The organism is Pseudomonas sp. KBS0707 (assembly GCF_005937945.2).
Classification (GTDB): domain Bacteria; phylum Pseudomonadota; class Gammaproteobacteria; order Pseudomonadales; family Pseudomonadaceae; genus Aquipseudomonas; species Aquipseudomonas amygdali.
The window spans coordinates 919,373-933,428 of the sequence record NZ_CP041754.1 but is presented as its reverse complement, the minus strand read 5'-3'; the positions used below and the strand labels follow the sequence as shown (position 1 = coordinate 933,428).

The following is a 14,056-nucleotide window of genomic DNA, read 5'->3' as shown; positions in this document are numbered from 1 at the left end:
GCTCTCAATAACAATGAGGATCAGCACCATGCAGGACGTCGTTATCGTCGCCGCCACCCGTACCGCCGTCGGCAGTTTTCAGGGTTCTCTGGCTGCCATTGCTGCTGTAGATCTTGGCGCTGCAGTCATTCGTCAACTGCTGGTGCAGACCGGCGTGGACGGCGCGCAAGTCGATGAAGTCATCATGGGCCAGGTGCTGACCGCCGGCGCAGGCCAGAACCCGGCGCGACAGGCCGCCATCAAGGCGGGCCTGCCCTTCTCGGTACCGGCCATGACCCTGAACAAAGTCTGCGGCTCGGGTCTCAAGGCACTGCACCTGGCGACCCAGGCGATTCGCTGCGGTGATGCCGAGGTCATCATTGCTGGCGGCCAGGAAAACATGAGCCTGTCCAACTACGTACTGCCGGGCGCACGCACCGGTTTGCGCATGGGCCACACCAGCATGGTCGACACCATGATCACTGATGGTCTGTGGGATGCATTCAATGACTACCACATGGGCATCACCGCCGAGAACCTGGCGCAGCAGTACGACATCAGCCGTGAAGCCCAGGATCAGTTCGCTGCCCTGTCTCAGCAAAAAGCGATTGCGGCCATTGAAGGCGGGCGCTTCGTCGATGAGATCACCCCGATCCTGATCCCTCAGCGCAAGGGCGAGCCATTATCATTCGCCACTGACGAACAGCCCCGCGCGGGCACCACGGCCGAAACACTCGGCAAACTCAAACCTGCGTTCAAGAAGGACGGCACCGTCACCGCTGGTAATGCGTCTTCGCTCAACGACGGTGCCGCCGCCGTGATGCTGATGAGCGCGGCCAAAGCCGAGCAGTTGGGCCTGCCAGTGCTGGCGCGCGTCGCCGCATACGCCAACGCAGGTGTCGACCCGGCCATCATGGGCATCGGCCCGGTCAGTGCAACCCGGCGCTGTCTGGACAAGGCTGGCTGGACGCTGGACGAGCTGGATCTGATCGAAGCCAACGAAGCCTTTGCCGCACAGTCGCTGTCGGTCGGCAAGGAACTGGGGCTGGACCCGCAAAAGCTCAACGTCAATGGTGGCGCCATCGCCCTTGGCCACCCGATTGGCGCGTCGGGCTGCCGCGTGCTGGTGACGTTGCTGCACGAGATGATCAGGCGCGATGCCAAGAAGGGCCTGGCCACGCTGTGCATCGGCGGTGGCCAAGGGGTTGCCCTCGCGCTGGCACGCTGAGGGCGCTTACTATCTTAATCAGGCGCCTGCGGGCGCCACTTCCATGTCCACCGGCTCTGGACGCTTGATCAGCGCGTAGACCACGCCGGTCAGCACGCTACCGGCGATAATCGCCAGCAGATACAACAGCGCATGGTTGATGGCGTTGGGGATCAGCATCACAAACAGGCCGCCGTGTGGCGCCATCAGTTTGCAGCCGAAGTACATCGACAATGCACCGGTCAGCGCGCCACCCACCACACTGGCCGGAATCACCCGCAACGGATCCTTGGCGGCAAACGGAATGGCGCCTTCGGAAATAAAGCACAGCCCCAGCACGAACGCCGCCTTGCCTGCCTCTCGCTCGCTCTGGGCAAACTTGCGACGGGCCAGAATCGTGGCGATGCCCATACCGATGGGCGGCACCATACCGGCAGCCATTGCAGTGGCCATCGGCGCATAGCTCTGGGACGCCAGCAGACCGACCGAGAACGCATAGGACGCCTTATTGATCGGCCCGCCAAGGTCGACGCACATCATTGCACCCAGCACCACGCCCAGCAGAATGGCGTTGGTGGTACCCATGCTGTCGAGGAAGTGTGTCAACGCTTCCAGCATGCCCGCAACCGGCTTGCCGACCACGTAGATCATCACCAGACCGGTGAACAGGCTCGACAGCAACGGGATGATCAGAATCGGCTTGAGCGCTTCGACGCTGGCTGGCAGGCGTGCATAGCGGTTGATCGCCGCAGCGCTGTAACCAGCCAGAAAACCGGCAATGATACCGCCAATGAAGCCGGCCCCCAGCGTACTCGCCAGCAGACCACCGATCATGCCAGGCGCAAGCCCCGGGCGATCAGCAATGGAATACGCGATGTAGCCGGCCAGCAACGGCACCATGAGTTTGAACGCAGCTTCCCCGCCGATCTGCATCAAGGCCGCCGCCAGCGTGCCTTGCTCTTTGAACGCGGTAATGCCGAACACAAACGACAGGGCGATCAACAGACCGCCTGCCACCACCATCGGCAGCATGAACGAAACACCGGTCAGCAAGTGCTTGTACACACCCGCCTTTTCTTGCCTGGCAGGTGATTGGGCAGCAGCCTCGTCGGACTCGACCTGGCCTTCTGCCAAGGCTTTTTTCAATGTTGCTTCGGACTGCTTGAGCGCGATCCCGGTGCCACACCGGTAGATTTTCTTGCCTGCAAAACGATCAGTATTGACTTCGATATCTGCCGCCAGCAGCACCACGTCAGCCTCGGCAATGGCCTTGGCGCTGAGTGGATTGCGCGCGCCGACCGAGCCCTGGGTTTCGACTTGCAGGTCGTAATTCAGACGCTTGGCCGCTTGCTGGATGGCTTCGGCAGCCATGAACGTGTGCGCAACCCCGGTCGGGCAGGCGGTGATCGCAACAATGCGCGGCTGCGCACCGGAGCTATCGGCTGCTTGAGGTGTGACCGCCTCAGACGTCGCATGCACCTGCGCTTCTCGCTCGGCGCGTTGCAGAAAACCGTCGACGTCCTGCAACGCATGGGCAGGCGAATCCTGAAACAGACGTTTGCCGACAAAGCGGCTCAAATCCACAGGACCGGTATTGACCACCAGAACGAGGTCAGCGGCTTCGATGTCCTGAGCCGACAACTGCTGGTCCGACTTGTTGGGATCGATGATTTCGACGCTGGTTTCCCAGCCCTGGCGCAATGCCGCCGCTTCGAGCAATCGTGCGCTGAGTACGCTGCTGACCTTGCCGTTCGGGCAGGCCGTAACTATGGCTAACTTCATGACGATCCTCTCTTATTGTTCTGAAAGGCTGCGTACAGTGACGCCGCCTTCAAGCCGTTTGAGTTGCGCGGCATCGGTGATACCGAAACCGATCTGGGTCACTGCCATGGCGGCAATCGCCGTAGCGGTGCGCAAGGTCTTCTGTGGCTCGTGAGCGCTGATCAGCCCGTGCACCATGCCGGCCAGAAGCGAATCGCCAGCACCTACCGTGCTGGCCACCGTGACCTTGGGCGGCAGCGAGTGCAGCGCCACACTTGGACTGAACCAGTGCACGCCTTCAGAGCCCTGAGAGATCACCACATGCTCGATGCCCTGCGTGTGCAGGCGAGCAGCCACTTCGGCTTGCGCGGCGATGGAAATGATCGGTGCGTCGAGCGCATCGGCCAGTTCTTCGGTGTTGGGCTTGATCAGCCACGGCCCGGCGGTAAGACCGGCGCGCAGGGCCAGGCCGCTGCTGTCCAGCGCTACTTTCAGACCGAGGTCCTTGAGCATCACCAACAGTTTGTGCAGCCACTCCGGCGTGACACCACGCGGCAGGCTGCCAGCAACCACGACAACATCGAAACCTGATGCAATCTGTTGCACACGGGCGAAAAGCGCTTGCTGTGCCTCTTCACTGACCTGCGGGCCAGGGCCGTTGAGGTCGGTGATGCGGCCACTGCCTTCGGCCAGCTTGATATTGCTGCGGGTTTCTCCCGGCACACGGACGAACTCGTCAACAAAGTTGCGACGTTCGAACAACGCCTCGAACGCTTGCTGGTTGTCGACACCAAGAAAACCGGCAACGGTCAGGTCGTGACCCAGGTCAGCCAGCACCTGCGCCACATTCAGGCCTTTGCCCGCTGCGTGAGTGAGCATTGCATTGCTGCGGTTGACCTGGCCCAGCTCCAACTGGCCCAACTGCACAGTCAGGTCCAGCGCCGGGTTCATGGTCAGGGTAAGAATCTTAGCCATTACACAGCCTCCACAAGCGCACGAACTTCGGCGGCGCTGCCCGCCGTCAGCGCATTTTGCGCCAGTTGTTGCGCGCTGCTCAGGGTCAGCTCACGCACGCACGCCTTGACCTCGCCAATACTGCGAGCCGAGACACTCAATTCATCCACGCCCAGCCCGACCAGAATCGGCACCGCCAGCGGGTCGGCGGCCAGCTCGCCGCACACGCCCACCCATTTGCCGTTGGCATGCGCAGCGCGCACGGTCATGTCGATCAGTTGCAGCACCGATGGGTGCAGGCCGTCAGCCTGAGCCGAAAGAGTCGGATGGCCGCGGTCGATGGCCATTGTGTACTGCGTCAGGTCGTTGGTGCCGATGCTGAAGAAGTCCACTTCCTTCGCCAGCACCGGGGCAATCAGCGCCGCCGATGGCACTTCGATCATGATCCCCAGTTGCAGGTCGCTGACCGGAATCTCCTCGCGCAACCGCTCGGTCATTTCCCGCGCCTGACGCCACTCTTCAAGCGTGCCGATCATTGGGAACATGATGCGCAGCGGGCCGCTGTCTGCCGCGCGTAACAGGGCGCGCAACTGGCTTTCCATCACATCCGGGCGTTGCAGGGTCAGGCGGATACCGCGTACGCCAAGAAACGGGTTTTCTTCTTTGGCGATCGGCCAGTAAGGCAAAGGTTTGTCGCCACCCACGTCCAGCGTACGCACCACCAGCGGACGGCCACCCAGATCAGTCAGCACGCGACGGTATTCAGCTTCCTGCGTGGCTTCATCGGGGGCCTGAGAATGCGCCATGAACAGCAGCTCGGTGCGTAGCAGGCCAACGCCTTCCGCGCCCTGCTCCACAGCCGCTGGCGTCCCGGTGCTGTCGCCGATATTGGCGAACACTTCGACGGCATGCCCATCACGCATCACAGCAGGCTCCATACGCGCTGCCGCTGCGGCCTTGAGGCGCTCTTCGCGGGCATCACGGTCCTGAGCGGCGCGCTGCAAGGTTGCTTCGTCAGGTGCGACGGTCAGCCGCCCGCGCTGGCTGTCGAGCAGCAGCACGGTGCCTGGCTTGAGCAGCAACACCTCGTCACCGGCACCGACCAGTGCGGGAATGCCCAACGCACGCGCCACGATGGCACTGTGCGCGGTCGCGCCGCCACGGGCGGTGAGGATGCCAGCGACCTGCGCCGGGTCCAGACGGGCTACGTCGGATGGGCCGACTTCGTCCATCACCAGAATGTAAGGTTCGTCCGGGGCCGCAACGGTTTCGACGCCGCAGATCTGCGCCAGCACGCGACGCCCCACATCACGCAGGTCGGCGGCACGCTCGGCCAGCAGTGCGTCCTGCAGTTGTTCCTGCTGAACGGCAGCGGTCTCGATGACCGTGGCCCAGGCCGCAGCCGCGCTTTCGTCGTTGTTGAGGCGCGCCTCGACTTCGTTGGTCAGTTCCGGGTCTTCGAGCATCTCCTGGTGGGTGATGAAGATTTCCCGGATGGCCTTGGACTTGCTGCGCTGAATGAGGTTTTCGATGTCGCTGCGGACTTCACCGATCGCCTTGTGCAGGCGCTCGCGCTCGGCAGCCACCGACTCACCCTGCTGCGGATAATCAAAGATTTGCAGCACCTGAACGTGGGCCGGGCCGATAGCAATGCCCGGCGAAGCAGGCACGGCCTGCAACACGCTGCCGGCAGCCGGGGCGTTGAGCGGCTTGGCTACAGCAGCAGGCGCTGGCGCAGCCTGAGCCTCTGAAGCAACGGGCAACGGTTCGACTTCTTCACCCAGGCCCTGCTCTACCGCGGCGATCAGGGCAGGCAACGCGTCGTTGGCAATCGTCGGTTCGGCAATGAATTCCAGCGTCTGACCACGGCGCGCACCGAGGCTGAGCAGCTTGCTCAGGCTCTTGGCCGACACCGCAGATTCACCGCTTTCCAGCACGCGCATGCGGATCTCGCCGTCAAACTCCTTGGCCAGTTGCGCCAGTATCTTCGCCGGACGGGCGTGCAGGCCGTGGGCGTTGGCCAGCTGGACGCGCTGGGTCGGCCACTCGGCAGGCACTTCGCCGCCCAGAGCTTCCAGCACAACGCGACTGTTGGTGGCGTGGCCCAACTCATGACCACGGCCTTCGATCAGCAACAGGCACAGACGCTCCAGCAGCGCCTGATGCGCCTCACCCAGACTGGCGAGACAGAACAGACCGGTCAGCGGCTGGCCCAGATAGCGGATAGGTTTGTCCGGCGTGACGAACGCCAGACCAGGACGTTTGACCGTTTGCTCGCTGTGCAGCCACCACAGGCCATCACCCAGCGACAACGCTTCAACCTGCTGCAGCACGGCAGCGAAACCGTTGCTCACGCAGTCGGCTTTGCGCAGCAGGCGTGCGCCGCGCCAGACCAGTTCTTCAAAATCGTCGGCCGACACGCCGAGGCTGATCATCTGTGCGTCGAGCGCCAGTTCCTGAGGTGCGCCCTGTAGCAGTTTGAGCAGGTCTTCCGGCGTCCTGGCTTCGCGCAGCGCCTGGCCCAGATCCTCTTCACCCAATGCGCGGGTCAGCAGTTGCAGCAGACGCAAGTGCTCATCGGACTTGGCCGCAATACCAATCGCCAGATAGACCATTTGCCCGTCGCCCCAGTCCACCCCTTCGGGGAACTGCATCAGACGCACACCGGTGGTAACCACCAGATCGCGGGTTTCGGGAGTACCGTGCGGGATGGCGATGCCCTGACCGAGAAAGGTCGAGCCCTGCTGCTCACGGCTCATCAGCCCGGTGAGGTAGCCCTCGGCAACCAGGCCATCAGCGACCAGGTGGTCGGCAATCAGCTTAAGTGCGGCAGTTTTATCCACAGCCGACCGGGCCATGGATATTTGCTCCAGAGTGAGTTCGAGCATTGCCTTGACTCCTGTGCAGCGCCAAGGCGCCACCTGATTCTTGTTTTAATGACGATCACGTGATCGACAGCTTGGGGGGATGCAAGCGATGCTTGTCCGGACATCGTATCGGACATCACTTTCATCTCGATTGCAGCAGACAACAGGCGTGCTGAATCGTTTAATCTACAATTGCCCGGCACGTTACTCGATTCTGGGGATTCATTGAAGCCCAGTCGGGCTGATCACTGTGGGACACTTCCCAAAATACTTGAAGCACATGGGAATTTCCTACGGTCTGGTGTAAAGATCATCGTCATAGCAAAAATAATTCGACTGTCCAGAGCCACTTACCTGACTAAAGGAAATTTCGGGGTGAAACTGAGCGATATCGCACGTCTGGCAGGTGTTTCTGTCACTACGGCCAGTTATGTGATCAATGGCAAGGCCGAACAACAACGCATCAGCCCGGCAACGGTCGAACGCGTCAAGGCAGTGGTCGAGCAGCACGACTTCCGACCCAACCCGCAAGCGGCGGGCCTGCGTAGCCGTCATAGCAAAACGCTGGGCTTCATCCTGCCGGACCTGGAAAACCCCAGCTATGCGCGCATCGCCAAACTGCTTGAACAAGGCGCACGCAGCCTCGGCTATCAACTGCTGATTGCCAGCTCCGATGACGACCCGGTCAGCGAACTGCAGCTCTTGCAGCTTTTCCGTGCGCGACGTTGCGATGCACTGCTGGTCGCCAGTTGCTTGCCACCTGATGACGACAGCTACCGCGACTTGCAGCTCAAGGGCATGCCGATCATCGCCATCGACCGGGAAATGAATCCCGAATTTTTCTGCTCGGTAGTCAGCGACGACCATGACGCAAGCCTGCAACTGACTCGCAGCCTCTTGCAAACCCGACCGCGACACATCGCCCTGATCGGAGCACGCCCTGAGCTGAGCATCAGTCGCGCACGTGCCGCAGGCTTCGAACATGCACTCGACGGCTTTACCGGGGCCACCATCATCGAGCACGGCGAAGCGTTCAGCCGTCAGTGTGGCCAGCGTTTGATGACCGAGATGCTACAGCGTGAGGGGCATTTTCCCGATGCGCTGATCACCACGTCCTATGTGCTGCTGCAAGGCGTGTTCGATGTGCTGCAAAGTCAGGCACTGCAATCGACTCAACTGCATCTGGGAACCTTCGGCGATACACAACTGCTGGACTTCCTGCCGCTGCCCGTCAATGCCATGGCCCAGCAGCATCAGTTGATCGCCGACACGGCGCTGCGACTAGCCCTGGCCGCTATCGAGAAGGATACTTATCAGCCTGGTGTGCATGCCATTGCACGCGCCTTCAAGCAACGTATTCACGAGGTGTGAATGTGACGCTGATCGATACCCACACCCACCTGGACTTTGCGGATTTCGATGCCGACCGCGCCCAGGTTCTGGATAGCTGCCTGTCACTCGGCGTGCAGCGCATCGTGGTGCTTGGGGTGTATCAGCGCAACTGGCAGCGGCTGTGGGAGCTGACCGAAGCAAACCCTGCCCTGCACGCAGCTTTCGGGCTGCATCCGGTGTATATCGATGAGCACCGGGCCGAACACCTGAACGAGCTGGCGGACTGGCTGACGCGCCTGCAAGGCCATCCGCAGCTGTGTGCCGTGGGCGAGATCGGTCTGGATTATTACATCGAGCATCCGGACAAGCCACGTCAGCAGGAGCTCTTTGAAGCACAACTGCAATTGGCATCAGACTTCAAGCTGCCCGCCCTGCTGCATGTGCGCCGCAGCCACGCTGACGTAATTGCCGCCCTCAAACGCCACAAACTCAAACGCAGCGGCATTATTCACGCCTTTGCAGGCAGTCGTGAAGAGGCGCGTGAATACATAAAGCTGGGTTTCAAACTGGGCCTTGGCGGCGCAGCGACATGGCCCCAGGCGCTGCGCATGCATCGTGTCATCGCCGAGCTGCCGCTGGACAGCGTCGTGCTGGAAACCGACTCACCGGACATGGCACCTGCCATGCATCCCTACACGCGCAACAGCCCGCAGCACTTGCCTGACATTTGCCAAGCGCTCGCCGACCTGATGAAGATCCCCTCTGAGCGCCTGGCCCAAGCGAGCACCGAGAATGCCTGCGAGCTGTTCGGCTGGCCTCGTACGGCCAGCGCATAAGTCAAAATCGTTTGGTCAAAACTGCCGAGCCGAATCAGCGCAACAGAGTCCACAACGCAAATCCTGCGTACCAGACAATTGCAGCACGAACCAGCAGCTCCCAGAGCATGTCGAGACCGGTGACACCTTGCGGACCGATCACCGGCGGCGGCACCTCGCTGGCAGCGCAACCCACACGCGTAATCAGCTGTGCGGCGCTGATGTTCCAGTTGAGCAGTTCGTGCAACATCACGCGACTCACGGCTACAAAGTTGCCGACCAGCGCAAAGCTTGCGGCGAGCAGCCTGACCGGCACCCATTCAAAGGCGTGGCGCAGTTGCCCTGCCCGCTCTACCAGTGCAGGTGTCGTGCCCTGTTCAGCGGCAAGCGCCAATAGCCTGTAGGACAATGCCGCTAACGGGCCGAGCACGAAATACCAGAAAATCACGGCGAAGAAACTCTGAAACGCCTGCCAGAGCATGTAGCCCTGCACGCCGTGCAGCAATTGCTCGCCGTTATCTGCCTGCACACCCATGTCGCGCCCGGCCACGTGCACCGCGGCCTGCGTATCACCACGCCTGCAGGCATCACGAAACGGCCCGAGTACCGCGACCAGGTCAACCCGACCCAGGCTGTAGATCAGCACCAGCAGGTGGATAGGCAGGACCAGCCAGCCATAAGCCACCGAGCCGATGATGGTCAGCGCCAGTTGCAGCAGCAGGACAGGCACTAGAACCAGCAGCGCCAGCATGACCCAGGGACGTGTCGCCGTCCGCGGGCTGGCTTCGAGCCTGGCCAGTTCCTTCAGCCAGGGCCCGTCACGCTGAACGCGCTGACGCAGAGCCGAAAACTTCTCGACAAGAACGGCCAGCAGTAGCACCAGAAAACTCATTGTTCGTCCCTCACATCAATCCAGCAAAGCCGCTTGGAACCTGGCCCAGTCAAAAAAGGGGCCAGGGTCAGTCTTGCGTCCCGGCGCTATGTCACTGTGACCGCAGATGCGCTCGGGGGTGATTGCCACGAAAGCCTGACGCAATTGACGCGTCAGCTCGATCAGAGCGTCGTACTGCGCCTCGGTGAACGGCTGCTCGTCAGTTCCTTCCAGCTCAATGCCGACAGAGAAGTCATTACAGCCCTCACGCCCTTGAAAACTGGAAACCCCTGCGTGCCACGCGCGATCAAGACAGGAGACGAACTGAATGACCTCGCCATCACGTTCAATCAGAAAATGCGCTGAAACGCGCAGATCGGCAATCCCCACAAAGTAGGGATGCTCGGTGCTGTCGAGCTGGTTCTGAAAGAAAGCCTGCACTTTGCCGGTCTTGAATTGCGCAGGCGGCAGACTGATGTTGTGGATGACCAGCAGCGAGATTTCGCCCTCAGGTCGCGCATTGAAGTTGGGTGAAGGGCAATGCTGTACGCCATCGCACCAGCCGCTTGCGGGGTCCAGTTGCATGAGCGCTCCTTGAACGGGCGGATAAGTGGCGCTGATTATGCCCGCGACAGGAATGGATGTGGAGGTTTAGCCGTTGACCCGCGGTGTAGGAAACACGCTCTACACACCAGAGACGTGTGACGCAGATCGTCGAACTGCATGCCAACGCGGAGCGCCGGCAAGACGGTCAATCAGATCACGATCAGGCACCCTTGAGCTTGCGCAGGTTGCTGATGACCGATTCCAGTGCCCGGTCGAACAGCAGCGCATCATCGAGAATCCGCACGGCACCGCGCCGAAACTCGATGGCAAGACCGGTACGGGTCTTTTCCAGGACCTTCATGCCGGTTCGGTTGACGAACACATAGCGCCCGGTCGGCTCGACAATCGCGGTCAGTTTGCAGCGCAGCTTGTGCTCTTCATCTTCCTGAATCTCGACCCAGCAACCGACGCGCAACTTGTCGACCATCTGCAGGCCGGCATCGTCGGCAGGCAGCTGCACAGTTGGCTCATTGAGCATCCGCTCTTCGGGTGTGACCAGAACGATTTCCTCAACAACGGCCATCATCGATGGGCCTTCAAAGAGCTGTGCGCCTGTCAACGACGTTTCACCACCTTGGGCATCCTCACCGCCTTCCTGCAAGCGCGAGAAGTGCTGAAACGCCTGAACATGCAGCGATTCCAGCTGGCTGAAGAATTCACTGGTGGCAAACGGGTCGAACGCAGCGCTGGTCAGGCCATCGCGCAGGGACTTGAGCAGCCCGGGCACCAGATCGAGCAAGCGCTGCAGCGCCTGGGGGTCGTCATGTTGTTCGACGCTCCAGATCAGCTCATCCATGGTTGCCAGTCCGGCCTGCCATTCGCTGGACTCTTCGCCATGCTTTAGGCAGGTTAGCAGAAGCACCTTGCTCCAGGCCTCCTGCAGCAGACGCACAACCACCTCCGGCAATGTGCGGCCCAGCAGGCGCTGATTCAACTCATGCTGCACCTGCTGCCGTGCCAGTTCGGCACGCGCGCGCCCCTCTTCGGCATCGCGGGTGCGCTGTTCAAGCAGCTCACTGCGACGACGTTCGTCACTGGTGAACGCCAGAAAATCCGCCAGCAATTCAGAGAAGATTGCCGGATCATCGACAAAGTCATTGAGCAGGCGCTGCACGATCTGCTCGACGCGCTGATAAAGCGAGTCGCGCTGATAGTCATCACGGCTGCCCCAACCCAGCGCGGCAGTGGCAATTTCGTTGAGCAGGCGGCGGGCCGGATGGCTGCCGCGACTGAAAAAGCTTTTATCGAGCACCGCCACTTTGAGCATCGGGATCTGCAAGCGCCCGATCAGCGCACGCAATGAAGGCGTCAGGTTGCGATCATCAAGGATGAACTCGAAGAGCATGGCAATCAGGTTGATCACATCCTCGTCGCCGCCGCCAACAATCCTGGATTTGCCGGTTTTGACGTTGACTCGGGTCAGCAACTGTTCCAGCTGATTGCGCAGGTCAAAATCGTCTGCGGTGTCTTGAGACGGGACGTACTGCTGCAGGTGAGAAAGCAGGCGCAGCAGGTCCCGGCTGGAAATCGGCCGAACCTCGGCATTGGGCTCATGACGCGGAGCGAGGTTGCCACGAACCTGCAGCAACAACTCCTGCAGTGCAGAAAAAACCTCCTGCACACCCTTGTCGAGCTTGTCGGCGGCCTCATTCAGCGCAGGATCAGACATCTCGGAGACGCGATTCCTGGGAGCCGCCCGATCAGACGATCGACGGGCCGGCAGTGCTTTCATGTCCGGCAACACACCCGTGGCAATCAGCAGTTGATTGGCTTCACTGTAAAGGTGGTCAGTATTGGCCAGGACGTATTTCTCGAACAGTTTGAGAATGATCAGCTTGACCTTGATCTCGACGCCAAGGCTACGTCCTGCATCCAGGAAAAACCGGCACAGCATTGCCGGACCCAACGGGTTGGCATCCTCGGCGATGGTTTGCGGAATCAGAACATTCAGGCGGGCAGTGAGCTGGCCCAGCGCGAGGCTGTCGCGGCTCATGACCTTGCTGACCATGGCATCCACCGCCACAGTCTTCTCGAGATCATCGTTATGCACCAGCGCCAGCTTATCGAACGACACGGCGGTGGGCAGCACGGGCTCGTGAATCTGATACTGGCCCAAAGCCAGAAAAGACTCATAAAACTTGTCGAGGAAGCCACGCTCGATGCTTTTGCGCTTGAGGCGCAGGTCGCGCATCGCTTCAAAGAAGATGTTCTGATCAGTATGGCTGCGGGCGCGGTCAGCCATTTCGAACAGCGTATCGTCGGCGTTGTCGAACAGCGCCTGCAACGCATCCTTGAGCTGCTGGGCCGCCTTGTCGCGGACCTGCAACAACACAACAGGTAATCGGGCCAAAGGAGTACCGGCCCCCTGCGCGGGGAGCAGTTTGCTCAACGGCACTACTTTTTCGTCGTTCGGCATTACACCCCCTGACAGGAAACAACCTGAACCCCATCACAAACGTGGCTTGCTACCCTCGCACTGTGAAGCGACCCGCTTGGCCTTGCAAAACGTCAAAGTCATGACGTCAATTACAAGTCGGATTATCTTTCAAAACTTGTCATCAACGCCAGTGACACTTCTATGGTTGTCGTTGGAACTGTGACAAGGCACTCATATGCTGCGATAGACCGCGATATTCGCTTTCCATCGCAAACGAATTTGCCAAACCGACCAACTGCATGTTCTCAAGGCTGCACCGGAGCATCGCCGCAGGTGGGTTAGCGGTGTGCGGTGCCTTATACTCGGACGACTTTGCTACTGGAGCCCGCTATGCCGAATTTACGAATTGCCGACCTGACCGCCGAGATCGAAGCCAATGTGCGCCGCGCATTGTTTGAGGATGTCGGCAGCGGCGATATCACCGCCCAATTGATTCCGGCGGAACGGCTGGCCAAGGCCACCATCATTTCCCGCGATGCAGCGGTGATCGCCGGCACCGCATGGGTCGATACGGTCTTCCGCCAACTGGACCCTCGCGTGGCGGTGCACTGGCAGGTGACCGATGGCGACCGGGTCAGCCCGAATCAGGCGCTGTTTCACCTGGAAGGTCCGGCTCGCTCGCTGCTAACCGGCGAACGCAGCGCGCTTAATTTTCTGCAGATGCTCTCGGGTGTGGCCACGCGTGCACAGTACTTCGCAGACATGGTCTCGGGCACCCAGGTCAAATTGCTGGACACCCGCAAGACACTGCCGGGCCTGCGCCTGGCGCAAAAATACGCCGTCACCTGCGGTGGCTGTCATAACCATCGCATCGGTCTATACGACGCGTTTCTGATCAAGGAAAACCATATCGCAGCCTGTGGCGGCATTGCCCAGGCAGTAGAGGCAGCCCACCGGATTGCGCCGGGCAAGCCTGTGGAAGTCGAGGTGGAAAGCCTGAGTGAACTCAAGCAGGCGCTGGACGCAGGCGCCGATATCATCATGCTCGATGAACTCAGCCTCGAGGACATGCGCGAAGCCGTGCGTCTCACCGCAGGCCGCGCCCGTCTGGAAGCCAGCGGCGGCATCAATGACGACACCCTGCGGGTGATTGCCGAGACCGGTGTGGATTACATTTCCATTGGTGCGATGACCAAGGACGTGAAGGCCGTGGACCTGTCCATGCGCCTGAGCCTCTGATATCGCGCAAAAACGCGCGCACAAACGACTGTCACGATTCGCTCGGGA

Annotated in this window: 10 protein-coding genes; 4 read left to right on the top strand and 6 right to left on the bottom strand. The window is 60.8% G+C overall.

Annotation, left to right across the window (positions count from 1 at the left end):
* Positions 1–28: 28 nt before the first annotated feature.
* Positions 29–1,207 carry an acetyl-CoA C-acetyltransferase gene (locus tag FFH21_RS04345; RefSeq protein ID WP_011167748.1) on the top strand — a complete coding sequence of 393 codons (1,179 nt, stop codon included), beginning with the start codon at positions 29–31 and terminating at the stop codon, positions 1,205–1,207.
* 18 nt (positions 1,208–1,225) lie between these two features.
* Here FFH21_RS04345 and FFH21_RS04340 read toward each other — a convergent pair whose 3' ends face one another.
* From FFH21_RS04340 to ptsP, 3 genes are read right to left on the bottom strand one after another with little or no spacing between them, the layout of a single operon-like run.
* Complete coding sequence (locus tag FFH21_RS04340; protein ID WP_011167747.1) at positions 1,226–2,968, bottom strand: PTS fructose-like transporter subunit IIB; 1,743 nt, start codon at positions 2,966–2,968, stop codon at positions 1,226–1,228.
* A 12-nt stretch (positions 2,969–2,980) separates the two neighbouring features.
* A complete protein-coding gene (gene pfkB, locus FFH21_RS04335) occupies positions 2,981–3,922 on the bottom strand; it encodes a 1-phosphofructokinase (protein WP_002552049.1) in 942 nt (313 codons plus the stop codon).
* Positions 3,922–6,789 (bottom strand): phosphoenolpyruvate--protein phosphotransferase, encoded by a 2,868-nt coding sequence (gene ptsP / locus FFH21_RS04330; protein WP_011167746.1) that lies wholly within the window; start codon positions 6,787–6,789, stop codon positions 3,922–3,924. The genes pfkB and ptsP overlap by 1 nt, the downstream gene beginning before the upstream one ends.
* 354 nt (positions 6,790–7,143) lie before the next feature.
* Between ptsP and cra the strand changes: the two genes are divergently transcribed.
* Together cra and FFH21_RS04320 are read left to right on the top strand one after the other, a co-directional pair.
* Complete coding sequence (gene cra / locus FFH21_RS04325) at positions 7,144–8,139, top strand: catabolite repressor/activator (RefSeq protein WP_004658635.1); 996 nt, start codon at positions 7,144–7,146, stop codon at positions 8,137–8,139.
* Positions 8,136–8,936 carry a TatD family hydrolase gene (locus FFH21_RS04320; RefSeq protein WP_041924444.1) on the top strand — a complete coding sequence of 267 codons (801 nt, stop codon included), beginning with the start codon at positions 8,136–8,138 and terminating at the stop codon, positions 8,934–8,936. Before cra ends, FFH21_RS04320 begins: the two co-directional genes overlap by 4 nt.
* Before the next feature lie 34 nt (positions 8,937–8,970).
* Here FFH21_RS04320 and ampE read toward each other — a convergent pair whose 3' ends face one another.
* From ampE to FFH21_RS04305, 3 genes are all read right to left on the bottom strand, one after another.
* Positions 8,971–9,807: a regulatory signaling modulator protein AmpE gene (gene ampE, locus FFH21_RS04315; protein WP_011167744.1), complete on the bottom strand. Its 837-nt coding sequence runs from the start codon at positions 9,805–9,807 to the stop codon at positions 8,971–8,973.
* A 15-nt stretch (positions 9,808–9,822) separates the two neighbouring features.
* Positions 9,823–10,371: a 1,6-anhydro-N-acetylmuramyl-L-alanine amidase AmpD gene (ampD, locus tag FFH21_RS04310; RefSeq protein WP_011167743.1), complete on the bottom strand. Its 549-nt coding sequence runs from the start codon at positions 10,369–10,371 to the stop codon at positions 9,823–9,825.
* A gap of 181 nt (positions 10,372–10,552) precedes the next feature.
* Positions 10,553–12,808: a DUF1631 domain-containing protein gene (locus FFH21_RS04305; protein ID WP_011167742.1), complete on the bottom strand. Its 2,256-nt coding sequence runs from the start codon at positions 12,806–12,808 to the stop codon at positions 10,553–10,555.
* A 351-nt stretch (positions 12,809–13,159) separates the two neighbouring features.
* On the opposite strand from FFH21_RS04305, the gene nadC reads away from it, so the two are divergent.
* Entirely contained in the window at positions 13,160–14,008 is an 849-nt protein-coding gene (gene nadC / locus FFH21_RS04300) for a carboxylating nicotinate-nucleotide diphosphorylase (protein WP_011167741.1), read from the top strand.
* Positions 14,009–14,056: the final 48 nt, after the last annotated feature.